Source organism: Arachidicoccus terrestris (genome assembly GCF_020042345.1).
Classification (GTDB): domain Bacteria; phylum Bacteroidota; class Bacteroidia; order Chitinophagales; family Chitinophagaceae; genus Arachidicoccus; species Arachidicoccus terrestris.
The window spans coordinates 3,714,120-3,730,367 of the sequence record NZ_CP083387.1; the positions used below are offsets into that span (position 1 = coordinate 3,714,120).

Sequence of the window (16,248 nt, forward strand, 5' to 3'; positions counted from 1 at the left end):
CACATTATATGCAGAAATCTTTTTTTACCATAGCATCAACCAGTTTCTCACCCCCGTTATTGAGAATGAGTTCCAATACCTTAGCTGTAGCCAGTGCATCACCTCCGGCCCGATGCCGATTATCGATTCCGATTTTCAGATCTCCACAGAGACTTTCCAGGCCATGTTTCACCAGATTGGGGAAAGCCCTGCGGCTTAATTCAAGTGTGCAAAGTACAGGTGTATCTAGATTGTAACCAGATTGTTCCAAAAAATACTTAAGATACGGGTAGTCAAAGCCTGCATTATGGGCAACAAATGTGGTCTTATTAAGTAATTTTAAGATAGTGGGAGCGACCTCTTCAAAAAGTGGCGCCTCAGCAACCATTTTGTCGCTGATGCCCGTTAATTTCGCCACATATTTTGGAATGGGCATTTTAGGGTTGATGAGCGTCTCATATTGATCCACGATGTCTTTGCCGTCATACAATACAATCGCGATTTCAGTAATACCATTTTTGTTGGCAGGACTGCCAGTCCCCTCTATATCTACGACTGCATATGTTCTTTTTCTCTTCATAATCTTATCAAGGCTACAATAATAAGTAATTTTTCATGAAATCGACCTTAAAGGGGTGTTGATAATGAGTTAAGTCAGACTTATTTTGGTGATTTTTTTATTCAATCTGAATGCTGTACCTTTGAATATTCAAATTTTTTGGTTATGCGAAAAGTTTTCTATTGCTGTTTACTTTCTGCCGGGCTGCTGCTTACAGCCTGTCAGAATAGAATTGCAGAATTTAAGGACTTTAAAGACCAAATGAAGGAGTCTCTGTGGCATTCCGTCCTGGATCAAGTGAATGTGGAATCGGCCGATACAGCTGCTGTAGAAGCACCCCGGCCGCTCAATTACTTTTTGAGAGAAGGTTTTGCTGCTAAATTTGGCCTTTAGAGATACGGTATATTATCTTTTATTTATATGTGTAGTAAAATCGCTTTGCGTGAAATTTTTTTCAGTAAAAAATGCGTGCAAAAAAGAAAAACGCCTAACTTCGTTTTTTAATGGCACTATCTACACAACATCTGTTAGGCATTAAAGACATAACCAAAAAGGATATTGAAATCATCCTTTCCACTGCCCATCAATTTAAAGAAGTTTTACAAAGACCTGTCAAAAAAGTTCCCTCACTTAGGGATGTAACCATAGTCAATTTGTTTTTTGAGAACTCCACCCGAACCAGGATGTCATTTGAACTGGCTGAAAAGAGGCTGTCAGCAGATACCCTGAATTTTTCTGCAGCGGCTTCTTCGGTCAAGAAAGGAGAAACTTTACTGGACACAGTCAATAATATCCTGAGCATGAAAGTCGATATGGTCGTTATGCGACATAGCGCAAGCGGTGCTCCTCATTTTCTGGCCGGACACATTGATGCAGCCATTGTCAATGCAGGTGACGGCATTAATGAACACCCGACGCAAGCATTACTGGATGCCTTTTCAATGAAGGAAAAATTCGGTAATCTGGAAGGCCTGAAAGTGGCCATTGTTGGGGATGTCATGCATAGCCGGGTGGCGCTCAGTAATATTTATTTATTAAAGAAGATGGGCGCTGAGGTTATGGTTGCCGGACCGCCAACATTGATCCCGAAATATCTTACCCAGGCGCTGGATGTCCGGGTAGAATATAATCTTAAAAAAGCACTGGTTTGGTGCGATGTAGCGAATGTGCTGCGAATTCAATTGGAAAGGCAAAATCAGCCCTTATTTTCCTCCTTGAGGGAATATAATCTGGCCTATGGGGTGAGTAGGAAGTTACTGGAATCGCTCGACAAAGAAATCGTTATAATGCATCCTGGACCTATTAATAGAGGTGTAGAATTGGATAGTGATGTGGCGGATGGTCCTTTTTCGATTATATTAAACCAGGTAGAGAACGGAGTCGCGGTTAGAATGGCGGCACTTTATCTTTATTCCGGTAAAGATATTTCTGAGTCCTGAATACCCTGTTAAATTATCCTAAGCCTCAAAAAATGCAAAGAATCGCCTTATTTCCCGGAACCTTTGACCCAATGACCTTGGGACATGTGGATATTGTGAATCGTTCTCTGGATTTATTTGATAAGATCATTGTGGGGATTGGTACCAACGTTAATAAAAAACCAATGTACAGTGAAGCGCAGCGCGTGGACTGGATCAAGGAAATCTATAAAGACGAGCCGAGAGTGGAAGCCAGGGTATATGAAGGGCTGACTGTGAACTTTTGCAAAGAGGTTGGAGCGGGCTATATTATACGGGGAATTAGATTTGTAAGTGATTTTGAGTATGAGAAGACCATTGCTGACATGAATCGCAGTCTGGATCCAAAAATCGAAACTATTTTTTTGACCTGTTTACCTAAATATTCTTCTGTTGCATCTACATTGGTGAGAGATGTCATCCGTAACGGGGGAGATGCTTCCATGTTTTTGCCAGAAGTCATTCGTAAAAGTATAGGACAGTAGACCTTACCCTGGTTTAGGCTTATCATTGCCCATAGGGTTGGTCCGGCCGGAGAGGCCGCCCTGAAAAGCTTTTTTATTCCTATGAAAAAAGTATTCATATTACTCTGCATTCTATGCTACACAATACCTGTTACTGCGCAAAAAAATAACTTTGTATTACATTCGATAACGCTGCCCGCTCAATTTAGCCAACAAATTATTACTTGTCTGGAACAAGATAAAGTAGGGATGTTGTGGTTCGTCACTAATGAAGGACTGTTTCGTTATGATGGCAATGATGTTGTGCATCTTGGACCCGAAACGACGCCGAAGATTCCACATATGGGTATAAAAACGCTGTTTGCAGACGATAAAGGGAACATGTGGATAGGAGCACAGGATGGGATTACCCGGTTAAACCTCCGAGACTGGACAACTACTGAAATTAAAGCACCTTCAAACGCTTCTTCACTCAGCCTGTATATTAGAGAAATTACACAAGATCATAACGGTGTTATTTATGCGGGTACTCAAAATGGGCGTGTATATAAGGTTGAACGTGATAGCCTTATATGCATGTTCGATATGAATAAGGCATTTACTGATTTATATGATTTGCCGAATATCACATTTATGAAAGAGGCTTATCCGGGGCAATTATGGATAGGAACTTCCGTTGGAAAAATGATCTGCATTTCTATCAACAAAGATAGCACTTACAGTCCTCCTGTATTTTATGGATTGGATAAGTTTCGAAAGGAGCAGATCATTGCGGCAGATTTTGGGCCGGCCGGTAATTGTATAATGGTTGTCCCCTATTTAGGATTATATTCCATGAATATCAAGACCGGTGCTATCCAAAAAATAAAGGGTGTTTATGGCGACCTGGGTAAAAATGGCCAGGTTTTTATGGTGCCACTTGACAAAAACAGATCGATTATATTAACCAATACGCCCGGGATTGGAAAAGAAAAGCTTTTTATCTATGACTTTATAAAAGACTCCGTTACCGTTCATCATCTGCGTTACCCCAGATTTTTGGAAGACAACCATATTGTATGGTTGAGCCATAGCGGATCGAAGATTTTATTGTCGCTGAATGATCATCTATTAGAATTGGCACCTTCTAATAGTCCTTTTAGTTCTGTTATGGCAGAACCTAAAGCCTTAAATAGTATTCGCGCTATTTATAAGGAACCAAATGGTGAGTTGCTGGCAGGTTCCTATAAGGATGGGTTTGTAAGTTTTAATGAACATACCGGTGAGAAAAAGGTGGTTGCCAGAAAATATGTTTATAGCATCTTACCCTGGAATAAGGATTCCGTATTAGTGAGTACTGAAGGAGATGGCCTTTTCTGGTATGAAGTGAATCGAAATAAATTAACGCCGATAGCGATACCAGATAGTAATATCAAGGGTAAGCCCATGGGGAAGTTTCTGACTTTCTCATTACGCCATGATAGGCAACATTTGCTGGTGGGTACCTATGAGCGGCTATATATGGTTAACCCCTACACTCATACAGCAAAATCTATTCGGGAAGATCGATTGTTAAAAACAAAAATTTTAAGTTTATTAAAACGAAAGGATGATTATTTAATAGCCACTGAACACGGCATTCTCAAATGGAACAGTAAAACGGATGTTGTTGCTGATTTTACCGTAAGAGATCATCAGACTACACAACAAAAAATTCCTGTATATGGGATGACTGCTGCCGGAGGGCAGATCTGGGCTGCCACTGGCGGTTATGGAATCATTATCTATGACTCTCAGGGGGAAGCCATAGATACCATTGGACGCCCCGATGGATTGGCGGCAAGTATTGTATTTACGCTCGCTGCGACAGAGAGGTTCATATTGGCTGGTACAAAAAACGGATTAAGTGTCATAAATAAGGTAACACATCAGGTGACCAATTATTCAACGATTGATCAACTTCCCGCCAATGAATTCAACAGTGGTGCGATTTATCAACTGGGTAATACCGTGTATTTGGGCACCATTGATGGTATTGTTCGGTTTAATACAGACAGATTGAATCTGAACGCAGCAAGGGAAACGGTGGGAAGGCGATATATTACAGATCTAACAATCACAGATAGGCGGGGAAGTGCCATACATGATTACACATTGCCTTATCAAAATAGCAATGGATTTTCTATTCCGGCTCGGACGACTTATTTCTCTATTGGGTTTGGCAGCCTGCAGCCTGCTATGCAAACCTTAGATTATTATTACCGGCTGGATCCAGAGCAGGCGTGGATTTCGGTGGGGAATTCCAGAAAAATTACTTTTATTGGCATGCCTCCCGGGCATTATCAAATTGAGCTGGCTGCCAAATTACCGGATGGCAGATGGACAAAGCCATTGTTAAGTATGCCCATGACTGTTACGCCTGCCTTTTACCAGACTTTATGGTTTAAAGTATTGATTGGCCTGATGGTATTGGCATTGGTTTGGGTGATTATAAAATACAGAGAGCGGCAGGCCGAAAAAGAAAGAGCATTGCGTTTAAAGATTGCCGGTGATTTGCATGATGAAATCGGAAGCACTCTCGCCGGGATGTCTATGCAGGCAGAAATGCTCTTAAGTGGACATCAGGAGCTCCAAAAGACATATCTGCAGAGTATTGCGGATAACGGGAGGGCCGCTGTACAGACGATGGGTGATATTGTCTGGTCTATTGACCCTAGAAACGATGATAGTCTGAGTCTTTATCAACGAATGGAGCGTTATGGCAATAAGGTGCTGGGAGATTCGGATATGCTTATTCATTTTGAAAACAGGGGCTTCACGGAAAAACAACATATACCACAGAAGGTCCGCCAGAACGTAATGTTGATCTATAAAGAAGCGTTGACCAATATCATAAAACATGCAAAGGCAGACCGGGTGGATGTTAAGTTTATTGCCTATAATAAAGGTTTTAAATTATTAATAGCTGACGATGGAATAGGACTGACAAATAATGTGTCTGAGAGCGCAGTAACTGGTCATGGACTGAAAAATATGGAAATGCGCGCACAGTTGATTGGTGCAGCACTAATATTCCCTGAAGCAGAAAAAGGATTTAAAATCGTTTTGACTTTTAAAGGCTGACTTAAAAAAGCACAAACTATACTTTTGGGTAGGTTTTATGTGCTTGAAATACACGTATTTTGTTTGAGGATGCAGCTCCGGCTACTACGTAAGCACCGCGATCCATTTATTTTAGAATTTATTTCAGATGATTCAATTAGCTATAATAGAAGATAATATAAGTATTCGCCGGGTATTGACGGACTTTTTTACAGCAGAGCCTGGATTTGAGGTAGTGATATCCTGTGGTAGCTTTGAAAAGTTCCATGATGACTGGCAGCAATTGGATAAGCACATTGATGTTATTATCTGTGATATCGGTTTGCCCGGAAAATCAGGTATTGACGCTGTTTGGTATATCAAAAATAAAACTGATAAGACACATGTTCTGATGCTGACTGTTTTTGAGGAGCGGGAGAAGATCTTTCAATCGCTTTGCGCTGGCGCATCGGGATATATGTTGAAAAGCACTCCACTGAAAGAGATTAAGGCGGGTATCAGTGATATTCTAAACGGAGGAGCTGCCATGTCCCCAAAGATAGCTATGCAGGTTATCAGTTATTTTAATAAACGAAAGCAGGTGGGAATTGTAGAAGCAGAAAAGCTGACCGCCAGGGAAATTGAGATCCTCTCTTACCTCGAACAGGGGCTGTCCAACAAAGCGATTGCCGATCAGATGCATTTATCGGTAGATACGGTGAAATTCCACATTAAAAATATATACCTGAAACTGCAGGTCAGCAGCCGGGGTGAATTAATTGCTAAATACAAGCAGTTCTAGACACCGGACGTTGATTACCTGTTTATGAATACCGCAGGATAATTGCCTATCTTCCTGTTCCATTTGATAGATGTGGGGGCGTGCTAAAATCTACCCAATTGGGTAGGAGGATTCTTTAAGATTATGATTTTCTTTGTGATATTCAATCATTTAGCTAAATCATCGACATGAAGAGGAATTTATTTTTATGCCTAGTGCTCCTTTTATTTTGCTTTGCCGCAAATGCTAAATTTAATAAGAATAATAACGATACCCGAAAGGCTTCGCCAGCGCTTTTGCCGTTTACCATCAACTGGAAAACGATGGCTGACAAAGCAACTATTACTATTCCGGAAGACCTTCATAGGAACAAGTATTATTATTCTGGAAGGTGGGGAAATGGCAGTGATTTATCCGGTGGAAAAGGAAGATCTGCCCACCACTATGCGGAATTTACAAATGTTACCAGTCGTTTACCCGCCACTCGCTTGGTTGCTAGGGCAGATTTTTTGGCAACGATTGAACCGGACAGCAAAGGTATTGTCTATGTAGATAGTGCCGTTGTTATACCCGGGGATGGAAGTAGCTGGGAAAGTGCATTACAATTTTTATCAGATGCAATAAGCGCTGCCCGTGTCAATACAGAGATTACTGAGATTCATGTTGCTGAAGGTACTTATTATCCCGGTGGCTTACAGACGAATACGAAGCGTGATACAGCCTTTATACTGGACAGGGGAGGCATTAAGCTGCTAGGTGGATTTCCTAATGGCGGAGGTGACAGGAACTATGCGGCGAATCCGGTTGTTCTAAGCGGAGATATTAATAACCCTAAGGATACCTTTGACAATATATTGTATTATGTATATTCAGAATATTGACAAAACTGCTGATAGTCTAATTGTAGATGGCTTTACCATTACAAAGGCCAATACGTCGTTATATCAATACGGCAGGGTGCCGGGAGGGCTGAGTATAAGTGATGCCTATGATAACACACTTATCCGGAGCTGTCGTTTCTTAGAGAATTATTCGCTACTTGGGGCTGCTATGATGATTTGGGGAACGAAAGGGGCTGGGATCTCCTCTCTAGCCTCCCCACAAATTATCAACTGTGAATTTTCCGGGAATGCGGATGTTTTCCTGATCGATGATAATTCGGAGTTTTTGCTGTTGCCAGGTGTGATTTCTAATTTTCAGGCGGCTCCGTTTTTCAGTAACTGCATCTTTACAAACAATAAAACCTTTTATGGAGGTGTAATTGTGAATACGAGCTCATATCCGGTCATTTATAATTCTGATTTTAGTAGAAATACAGCCTGGGGAATAAGTGTTTCCAGAGTCATGCAGGATAGTCACATGATCCTTATTAATTGTAAAATAACTGATAACACGAATATTAAACTGCCAGACGGTGTTTGGGATGATGAAGTGTCGAGGGGCTTGTTAAGCTTCTTTGATAATAATATTCTATCCTGTGAAGGAAATTCATCTTTACGCCTGATCAATACGACAATTGCAGGCAACAAGTCTTTAATCTCTGCTGATGCTGATAAAAATCTGATTATTAATTCCGACAATTCCCGTTTTTATATGACGAACTCTATTATTTGGGGCAATGGCTCCAACAGTATTTTAGATACGTTGGGCATGCCTTCCAAAATTTCCTATAGCTTGATCCAGGGGAAAAGCGCAGATGCGACCAACCATAATCTGGAAGGTGTCGGTGTAGGGGATATTTTTGCAGACTCGGCTGGCGCAGACTATCGCCTTTCTGTAAACAGCCCGGTGATTGATGCAGGATTATCCGACTCATTATTAGATGTCATCGCGCTTTATACCAATAATGATCCTGCAGGAGGACTGGATCTTGCTGCGGGTACCCGGATTCAGGGCTCAAATGTCGATCTGGGAGCTTATGAGTCTGCCGGAGATGCCTTAGCGGTAGAGATGGGGGCATTAAAAGGCAAACTTAGTCATGACGGGCATGCCATCCTGAGCTGGATGACATATACAGAGGTACAGAATAAAGGGTTTCAGTTACAGGTATCATTGGACGGTATCATATTTCGTGATCTGGTATTTATTCCTTCACTGGCTTCAGGTGGCAACAGCAATGCTCGTATTTCGTATTATTTTGATGCCGGTGCTATGTCTGATGTCAAGTATTACAGGGTGATGCAAGTTGACCTCAACGGTCGCCGGAAGCAGTCTAACATCGTAATGCTGGAAGATATCCTATCATTTCAATTGAAAGCTTACCCTAATCCGGTGCATAACACACTGCATATTCAGGTGGAAGGGAAAATGGCCGGCCATGCCAGAATCCTGATGATCGATTTTTCTGGAAAACTGGTACACCGGGAAAGCCTGGAAGGACCAGATACGACAATCGATATGCAAAGATTTGCCGGCGGGGTCTATTTGGTGAGATATCTGGATGATACGCGGAGCTCCATTATTAAGGTAAAAAAGAAGTAAATATGGATAGCAGCTGTTGTTGTCTTAATTATATTAAGAAAATAAAAACTACCCATTTGGGTAGGTGTTTTTGGAAGATTATTGGTTTCCTTTACGTTGTGATTCCTTTTGAGTATTTCTTGGGACACAAGCGCTTGTGACTGACTATTTTAGTTGTTTGGTGCTTCAATGCCAGGGGCTTAGAAGGGTAGCTCACCCCTGGCATACCAAAATAAGACTTGATTTATTATGGTGATAAATTTTTAAGTTGATATAGCCAGAACAAACAGACTGCATTGAGATAAGCGATAAATGGGGATTTAAACGGGTCGCAACCAGATTTCGGTTCCTTTCCAGGAAAGCGAATTGTGTCAGTGGTCAGGGTAGGGGCTTTAAGGGTAGTCCTTACCCTGATTTTTTATTCGGGGCGATCAGTGAAACCAATAAATCTCTAAAAGAGAAGTAAATTTCATTTACCTTTGCGGCGATATCGGTTTTTGCTTCGGCAAAATTAAAAGGGAAGTTGGTGCAAATCCAACGCTATCCCCGTAGCTGTGAGCTTTCAGATGATAATAGTTGTCTGTTTTCCGGATGAAACCACTGCCGGCACTTGTTGGTGGGAAGGAGACGGTATAAAGCAAGCCAGAAGACCTGCCTATATCAATTATATTTAGCTAAAATGGACTTTCGGGTGAAAGGTCTGCAGCAATTGTCATTCTGCGAAACGGCTGGTGTTGACACATCCGGGGTTTCGTGGTATTTGTGCAATAAAGTTGTTGCCTGTTCTCCTGTTTTTCCGGTTACTGATCTCACAAATGCGTGTATCTGTGAATTTTGTTGTTTCAAAAACCGTATATTGGTTGGGCATTTGCTGCCTGATGATTCTATCATTACTCCAGACTAACTTCACTCAAGCCCAAAATGGCATTCAAGAGCGCGTGCCAATAAAAAAACAAGTGACTAAAAAAGATACGGCCCGTCCTGGTGAGGATGGCATACATTCTCTACAAGAGGTGAAGGTTCATACTGCCATATTACCACAAATTCTGACCTCTATAGATCCGGTTCAAATAATGACAAGAAAGCGCTCTGCATGGCAAGACGGTTTGAGTGTATCGGACATGATCCGTTATTTTTCTGGCACACAATTAAAGGACTATGGCGGCGTGGGTGGACTTAAGACCGTCAATATCAGGAGCTTAGGGACCAGACATACAGCGGTGCTATTAGATGGACTGCCACTTGAAAACGCACAGAATGGTCAGGTCGATTTAGGGCGTTATCCGTTAAATGACTTGGGAAGTATTTCCTTATATAAAAATCAAAACAGCCAGATTTTTCAGCCGGCAACGGCATTTGCCAGCAGCAATGCTATCTATCTGGAAACAAGAACGGATGATTTGGATAGCAGCCGACAATCAAAGGGCAGCATTTCATTACAAACGGGTTCTTTTGGCCTAGTAGGTGTTTCGACTCATGGAGCTGCTAAATGGGGTAAGAACTGGCAACTGCAGGGCAGTGTTTCGGGGTTATCGACGAAAGGAGATTATCCCTTTACTTATACAAATGGTGTATATGATACTACATTAAGAAGAGATAACGGAGATGTGGAAAGGTTTCAGGGCCGGATAGGATTGTATGGGCAATTCGCAGACAGCAGTAAGGTTTCCATTACCCTATATGGCTTCAGAAGGCAAATGGGGCTGCCGGGCGCTATTGTCAGCAATAAGTTTTCGAATAGAGAACGTCAGGATGAATCGGACTATTATTTCCACACATCCTACCTGAAACCCATTGGCTTAAAAGATAAGCTCCGGCTTCAGATTAAATATGACAGGAGTTATCTCCGTTACAGTAACCCGGATATTAATAAACTTTATCTTGAAGATAGTGATACTATCAAAAAGCCCCTTACCAATCATTACAGACAGGCATCCTATTTCTTCTCTGCCGCAAACCTCTATCAATTAGCCAAAAATTGGGATATAGATGTTTCAGCTGACATGCATTATAATCACCTGAATATGGATCTGACCGGAACGGAAAATCCATCCAGATGGACGGGATACGCGGCAGTAGCCAGTCACTTTGAATCAGAGCGAATACAGTTGGCTGGTAATCTTTTATATACAGCTGTATATGATCATCGACAAATGCATCATGACTGGTTATCTCAACGCAAGAAGCTATCTCCGTCAATTAGCGCGAGTTGGCGGCCGTTCTCGACAAACACAATTAAGCTAAGAGCCTTTTATAAGAAAAGTTTTCAGATGCCGACTTTTAATGATTTATACCTGACCCAGTATAATAAGACCGAGCTTCGTCCCGAACACAGTGTGCAGTATAATCTGGGCGCTTATTATTTTAAAAGCTGGCGGGGGGTGTTAAGCTCCTTATTGTTGGAAACGGATATCTATTATAATGAAGTCAAAGATAAAATTGTAGCGATTCCCACCACCAGTCTTTTTAGATGGCAAATGACGAATTTGGGGCTGGCAAAAATAACAGGACTGGATTTTACAGCCAAAACCTCGTGGGCATTTGCAGGCTGGAATATGCTGGCTGCTTTGCAATATACCTATCAAAATGCAATAGATTACACGGATCCCGGTTCTATCACCTATAAAAACAGACTGCCTTACATACCCCGACATAGCGGTTCGTTCACACTGGGTGCAAGTAATGAACATTTTGGATTTCATTACAGCTTTATTTATGATGGGGAACGTTATAGCGGACGATTTAACAGTCTGGTAAGTTATGTCCCCGCCTGGTATACACATGATCTGTCCGTCAGCTATAGCTGGCCGGTGAAGCAAGGTGTAAAAGGTACGATATTGTTTTCCCTGGATAATGTGTTAGACCAGCATTATGATGTGATAGAGAATTATCCGATGCCGGGGAGAAATTTTAAAACAAGTTTACAAATTGAGTTTTGATGATGAAACAATACTGTACCCCAATATCCATTTTATGCACTGTGACCACCCTTCTATTATTTGCAGGATGCCGGAAAGAAATAGGCGTTATTCCTCCCAAAACTACGCAGGTAATGCCAGCGGGTAGTTATGGTGAGGGTACTGACTTCTATTTGCTCAATGAAGGCAATATGGGTAGCAATCATTGCAGCCTGGACTACTTTAATCACCAGCAGGGAACTTATGCGCTCAACATCTATGAGAGCGTCAATCCGGCTGCCACATTAGGTCTGGGAGATGTAGGTAACGATATACAGATTTATGGCGGAAAGCTATACATAGTCGTCAATGGGTCAGATAAAGTAGAGGTGCTGGATAAAACCACTGCAGTGAAGCTCTGCCAGATATCCATTGACAACTGTAGGCATCTCGCTTTCTGGAATAAAAAGGTGCTTATCACTTCGTATGATGGGTTTGTTGGTGTCGTAGATACTTCCAGACTTCAGAATGGCGCTGGTACAGTATTCTTAGACAGCCAGATTGCGGTAGGGCGTGAACCTGAAGGATTGGCTGTTGCAGGAGATCAGTTATATGTGGCTAACAGTGGCGGGTACAGCCCACCCCTTTATGATAATACTGTATCCGTGATTGACCTATCTTCACAAACTGTTACTAAGCATATTCAGTTAGGTGTCAATCTCAATGATGTACAAAAAGATGATTATGGACATATCATCGTCAGCGCCAGGGGGGACTATGGGGCAACCGCTCCCAGCTTTTTTATACTCAATGCGGTGACAGGTGCTCAGATAAAACATGTGGAAATTCCTATAGAGAACTTTACCATTAAAGACAGCCTGATGTATTATTTTACCTCATCATATAATCTTCAGGGGCAGCAGCAGGCAGTTACCTATGAAACCTTTAACCTAAGAACACTCACTTCTACCGACAATAGTTTTCTGTCCAGAGAAGCGTCAGCTAAAATAAAATCACCCTATGCTTTGGCTGTGGATCCGAATGGAGATAAGATACTCATATCTGATGCCGGTGATCACACAAGCCCGGGTTCTTTATATTGGATCAGCACAGATGGCGCTATAGACTGGCAGGTACAGACTGGCGAGGTGCCTGGACACATAGCTTTTTTGCAATACACAAATTAAATATACAATATGGTAAGAAAAAAAAAGTGGATACTGATCGCTGGCCTTATGCTGGTTTTGTATGCAACTTCCTGCAGTAAGGATGATCGTTCGACTGAGCCGGGAAAAGAAAACAATCAACCTATCCGTGAGATTACAACTGCAAGTAGTGCTTATGCGGATACGGTATTTAGCTTTATGCCGGCACCTGGACAATTTATCAATACGGATTATACAGATATAATTAAGGATTCTAAGGTGATACAAAATAAAGCAATTTCTCTGGGGGCCTGGGGTGGCCAGATTGTATTAGGCTTTGATCACACCGTTCTTAATAAAAAAGGAGATGATATTCAGGTGGAGGGAGCAGGTGCCGAAAACGCTGCAGAACCAGGTGTGGTCTGGGTTATGTATGATGCCAATGGTAACGGCCGGCCAGACGATACCTGGTATGAACTCAAAGGGAGCGCTTATGGTAAAGAAGGCTATGAAAAAAATTATAAGGTTACCTATTATAAACCCGATAGTAAATCTGCGGATGTTATGTGGGTGGACAAATATAATGATACCGGTTACGTGAAATCCAATAAATATCATGATCAGTCCTATTATCCTTCCTGGATTACAGCAGACAGCTATACTTTAGAAGGGAGTCTTTTGCCTGATACAGGAATTGATGATACGAACCCAGCCTATATAACCAGTACACCTTTTGAATACGGATACGCAGATAATCATTCCGTTACGAATGGCGGTAACCCTTTAGATATTATGAATGCCGTTGATGCAAAGGGAAATGCGATAGAATTAATTGGGATTGATTTTATAAAGATACAGACAGGCATTCAGAAAGATCTAGGATGGCTGGGAGAGCTTTCTACGGAAGTGAGCAGCGTCAGTGATCTTCATATGTTATAATCAGATAATACACAAACAGAACAGTTTAATACATTAAAAACAGAAAATGATTCAGCAAATGCGAACAAAATTTACTTCAGCCTGGCTATTAAAGTGGAGCCCGAGATTATCCGTATTCATGTTGGCTATTTTTATAATTGTTTCATGTAGTAAAGATGATAAAACAATAACGGCTCCCGCAGGCCCTTATTCCAATGGGTTTTTTATCCTTAATGAAGGGTGGTTTGGTCATGACGCAAGCAGTGTGAGCTTTTATGCCTATGGTGCTGATACACTTCAACAGAAGGCCTTCGCTAAAGAAAATAATGGCAACTTCCCTGTGACAACATCGACTACACTCGAAGATGGACTGATCATTGGTGACAGATTGTATCTAATCGCCACGGCCGGGGGTTCGGTGATCGTTGCTGATCCAGCCACACTCAAACAGGTTGGGCAGCTCAGTTTGGACGGTGCTGATTTTAGGTCTATGGCTGCAATTGATGCTAATACTGCCGTAATCAGCAGCGGCAATAATATCTATACGGTTGATCTGGCGAGTCTGACGATCCATGCAGAACCGGTCTTTACCGGCAATAATATCAAAAAACTGTATGTTAGCGGGGATTATCTGATCGCAAGCAATGACAAAGGGGTCGATATCATTGAGATGAGTGACTGGAAATCGATCGTACATTACAATGGTCCTACTGAAGGTTACGTAAAAACACCCGACGGAATGATATACGGAGCTGGTGGTAATATTCTGGTGAGTATTGATGCAACTACGCAAGATACCACGCAGATCACACTGGAACAACCTATCTGGAGTAATGATTTCGCTTATAATGCGCCAAGCCTTGTGAGTTCTTCAAAAGAAAATGCAGTTTTCTATATTGCAAAGCCGAATGAGGGGTTTGCGGGAACCAGTATCTACAAATATGTAAAAGGCAGCCCGCATTCCCTGAACACTCCATTTGTTACACTACCTACAGGCGAGACTTTTTATGGAGCGGGCCTGTTCTATGACAAGAAAAGTGATCAGATCGTGACTTGCTCAATTACTGGGTATACGCAAACAGATAAGAATTTCCTTCGTTTTTATAATGCCTCTACAGGTGAATTAGTTAAGACGATCGAGTATGGCCATGTTTATTTTCCGTCCAATGTAGTATTTTACAATTAGCCGATCTGATATGGAGCAATGCTGTATCTGTAGATCATTCGACAGCATTGTTGTGCCAATTTAGTCAAGTGATTCAGAGCTGTGCCACCGGCAGATATATTTTGTGTTTTACCTCTGCCGTTGAGTAATAGAAGTCAAGATATTTTCTGAATAACCCTTATTGTTAAAAAGCCACTCAAGATTATTTCCTGAGTGGCTTTTTGGTGTTCAGCTCAATGGTGAAAACCTTATTCCCTTAATTCTGTCTTATTATAAGGCAGAATTTAATTTATTGTATATTGCGTAACTTATATCGTTGCCATATCAATAACGAATCTATAGCGTACGTCGCTCTTTAAAACTCTTTCGTAGGCCTGGTTGACATAACTGATGTCGATGACTTCAACATCAGAAGTGATCTGGTGCTCGGCGCAAAAATCCAGCATTTCCTGGGTCTCGGGTATGCCTCCGATAGAAGAACCGGTAATGGCTCTATTCAAAGATAACCCGCTTAATTTTAGTCCCCCTGGAGGAAGCCCGACACAGATATGTACGCCGTTATCTTTTAATAAAGACATATACCAGTCGTAATCATGCGGCGCTGAAACTGTATCAATGATAAAATCAAAATACCGTTTGAGTGGTTTAACCTGTTCATTATCTTGGGTGTTACAAAATTTATGGGCGCCCAATCTGTGTGCATCCTGTTTTTTATTCTCTGACCGGCTCAGCAGCGTTACTTCCGCGCCCAGTGCTACTGCAAATTTTACAGCCATGTGACCCAGGCCACCCAGCCCCAATACGCCGACTTTGTGCCCTTTGCCGATACCCCATTTTTTAATTGGCGAGTAAGTGGTGATACCTGCACAAAGTAAAGGAGCCACACCTTTCAGATTCAGGCTCTTTGGTACGCTCAATACAAAATCCTTATTACAGACAATCTTATTAGAATAACCACCATAGGTCGGCGTTTTCCTATCCCTTTCCACAGAGTTATAGGTCCAGACAGTCTGGCCTTTCTCACAAAACTGTTCATGCCCGCTTTTGCAGCTGGGACACTCATGGCAGCTATCTACCATACAGCCAATCCCCACAAGGTCGCCTGCCTTGAATTTACCGGCATTTTCACCGGCAGTAACCACGCGTCCAACAATCTCATGGCCCGGAACCATCGGGTAGATACCCGGGCGCCATTCACTTCTGACCTGATGAATATCTGAATGACAAATGCCACAATACAGAATATCAATTTCGACGTCGTCCGGACCAACTGCTCTGCGCTCAAAGTCCCAGGGAATAAGCGGGTCTTGTTGATTATGGGCGGCGTATCCTTTAACAGGTATCATAATTTACTCAGTTTAAG

At 41.9% G+C, this 16,248-nt stretch carries 13 protein-coding genes and 1 riboswitch; of the genes, 11 read left to right on the forward strand and 2 right to left on the reverse strand.

All coding sequences use genetic code 11. The features are described from left to right. Positions 1 to 4: 4 nt before the first annotated feature. Positions 5 to 559 carry a 3'-5' exonuclease gene (locus tag K9M52_RS14455; RefSeq protein ID WP_224069143.1) on the reverse strand — a complete coding sequence of 185 codons (555 nt, stop codon included), beginning with the start codon at positions 557 to 559 and terminating at the stop codon, positions 5 to 7. 144 nt (positions 560 to 703) lie between these two features. Here K9M52_RS14455 and K9M52_RS14460 point away from each other — a divergent pair, with 144 nt between their 5' ends. The 11 genes from K9M52_RS14460 (at position 704) to K9M52_RS14510 (ending at position 14,906) form a co-directional block, all read left to right on the forward strand. Beyond that, complete coding sequence (locus K9M52_RS14460; protein ID WP_224069144.1) at positions 704 to 931, forward strand: hypothetical protein; 228 nt, start codon at positions 704 to 706, stop codon at positions 929 to 931. Positions 932 to 1,041: 110 nt separating this feature from the next. Then, on the forward strand, positions 1,042 to 1,977 hold the full coding sequence (locus K9M52_RS14465; protein WP_224069145.1) for an aspartate carbamoyltransferase catalytic subunit: 936 nt from the start codon (positions 1,042 to 1,044) through the stop codon (positions 1,975 to 1,977). Between the two features lie 32 nt (positions 1,978 to 2,009). After that, positions 2,010 to 2,480 (forward strand): pantetheine-phosphate adenylyltransferase, encoded by a 471-nt coding sequence (gene coaD, locus K9M52_RS14470; RefSeq protein WP_224069146.1) that lies wholly within the window; start codon positions 2,010 to 2,012, stop codon positions 2,478 to 2,480. 81 nt (positions 2,481 to 2,561) lie between these two features. Then, positions 2,562 to 5,561 (forward strand): sensor histidine kinase, encoded by a 3,000-nt coding sequence (locus K9M52_RS14475; protein WP_224069147.1) that lies wholly within the window; start codon positions 2,562 to 2,564, stop codon positions 5,559 to 5,561. A 127-nt stretch (positions 5,562 to 5,688) separates the two neighbouring features. Continuing rightward, complete coding sequence (locus K9M52_RS14480; protein ID WP_224069148.1) at positions 5,689 to 6,321, forward strand: response regulator transcription factor; 633 nt, start codon at positions 5,689 to 5,691, stop codon at positions 6,319 to 6,321. 167 nt (positions 6,322 to 6,488) lie between these two features. After that, positions 6,489 to 7,181 carry a hypothetical protein gene (locus tag K9M52_RS14485; protein ID WP_224069149.1) on the forward strand — a complete coding sequence of 231 codons (693 nt, stop codon included), beginning with the start codon at positions 6,489 to 6,491 and terminating at the stop codon, positions 7,179 to 7,181. Then, positions 7,162 to 8,781: a T9SS type A sorting domain-containing protein gene (locus K9M52_RS14490; RefSeq protein ID WP_224069150.1), complete on the forward strand. Its 1,620-nt coding sequence runs from the start codon at positions 7,162 to 7,164 to the stop codon at positions 8,779 to 8,781. Before K9M52_RS14485 ends, K9M52_RS14490 begins: the two co-directional genes overlap by 20 nt. Positions 8,782 to 9,234: 453 nt before the next feature. Next, a riboswitch (cobalamin riboswitch) is annotated at positions 9,235 to 9,433 on the forward strand. Positions 9,434 to 9,716: 283 nt separating this feature from the next. Next, positions 9,717 to 11,699, forward strand: a complete 1,983-nt coding sequence (locus K9M52_RS14495) for a TonB-dependent receptor plug domain-containing protein (protein ID WP_224069151.1) — start codon at positions 9,717 to 9,719, stop codon at positions 11,697 to 11,699. Continuing rightward, positions 11,699 to 12,844: a YncE family protein gene (locus K9M52_RS14500; protein WP_224069152.1), complete on the forward strand. Its 1,146-nt coding sequence runs from the start codon at positions 11,699 to 11,701 to the stop codon at positions 12,842 to 12,844. The genes K9M52_RS14495 and K9M52_RS14500 overlap by 1 nt, the downstream gene beginning before the upstream one ends. Before the next feature lie 9 nt (positions 12,845 to 12,853). After that, positions 12,854 to 13,741 (forward strand): hypothetical protein, encoded by an 888-nt coding sequence (locus tag K9M52_RS14505; protein ID WP_224069153.1) that lies wholly within the window; start codon positions 12,854 to 12,856, stop codon positions 13,739 to 13,741. A 58-nt stretch (positions 13,742 to 13,799) separates the two neighbouring features. Further along, on the forward strand, positions 13,800 to 14,906 hold the full coding sequence (locus K9M52_RS14510; RefSeq protein ID WP_224069154.1) for a DUF5074 domain-containing protein: 1,107 nt from the start codon (positions 13,800 to 13,802) through the stop codon (positions 14,904 to 14,906). A 287-nt stretch (positions 14,907 to 15,193) separates the two neighbouring features. On the opposite strand, the gene K9M52_RS14515 is transcribed toward K9M52_RS14510, so the two are convergent. Then, positions 15,194 to 16,231 carry an NAD(P)-dependent alcohol dehydrogenase gene (locus K9M52_RS14515; protein WP_224069155.1) on the reverse strand — a complete coding sequence of 346 codons (1,038 nt, stop codon included), beginning with the start codon at positions 16,229 to 16,231 and terminating at the stop codon, positions 15,194 to 15,196. Positions 16,232 to 16,248 lie beyond the last annotated feature (17 nt).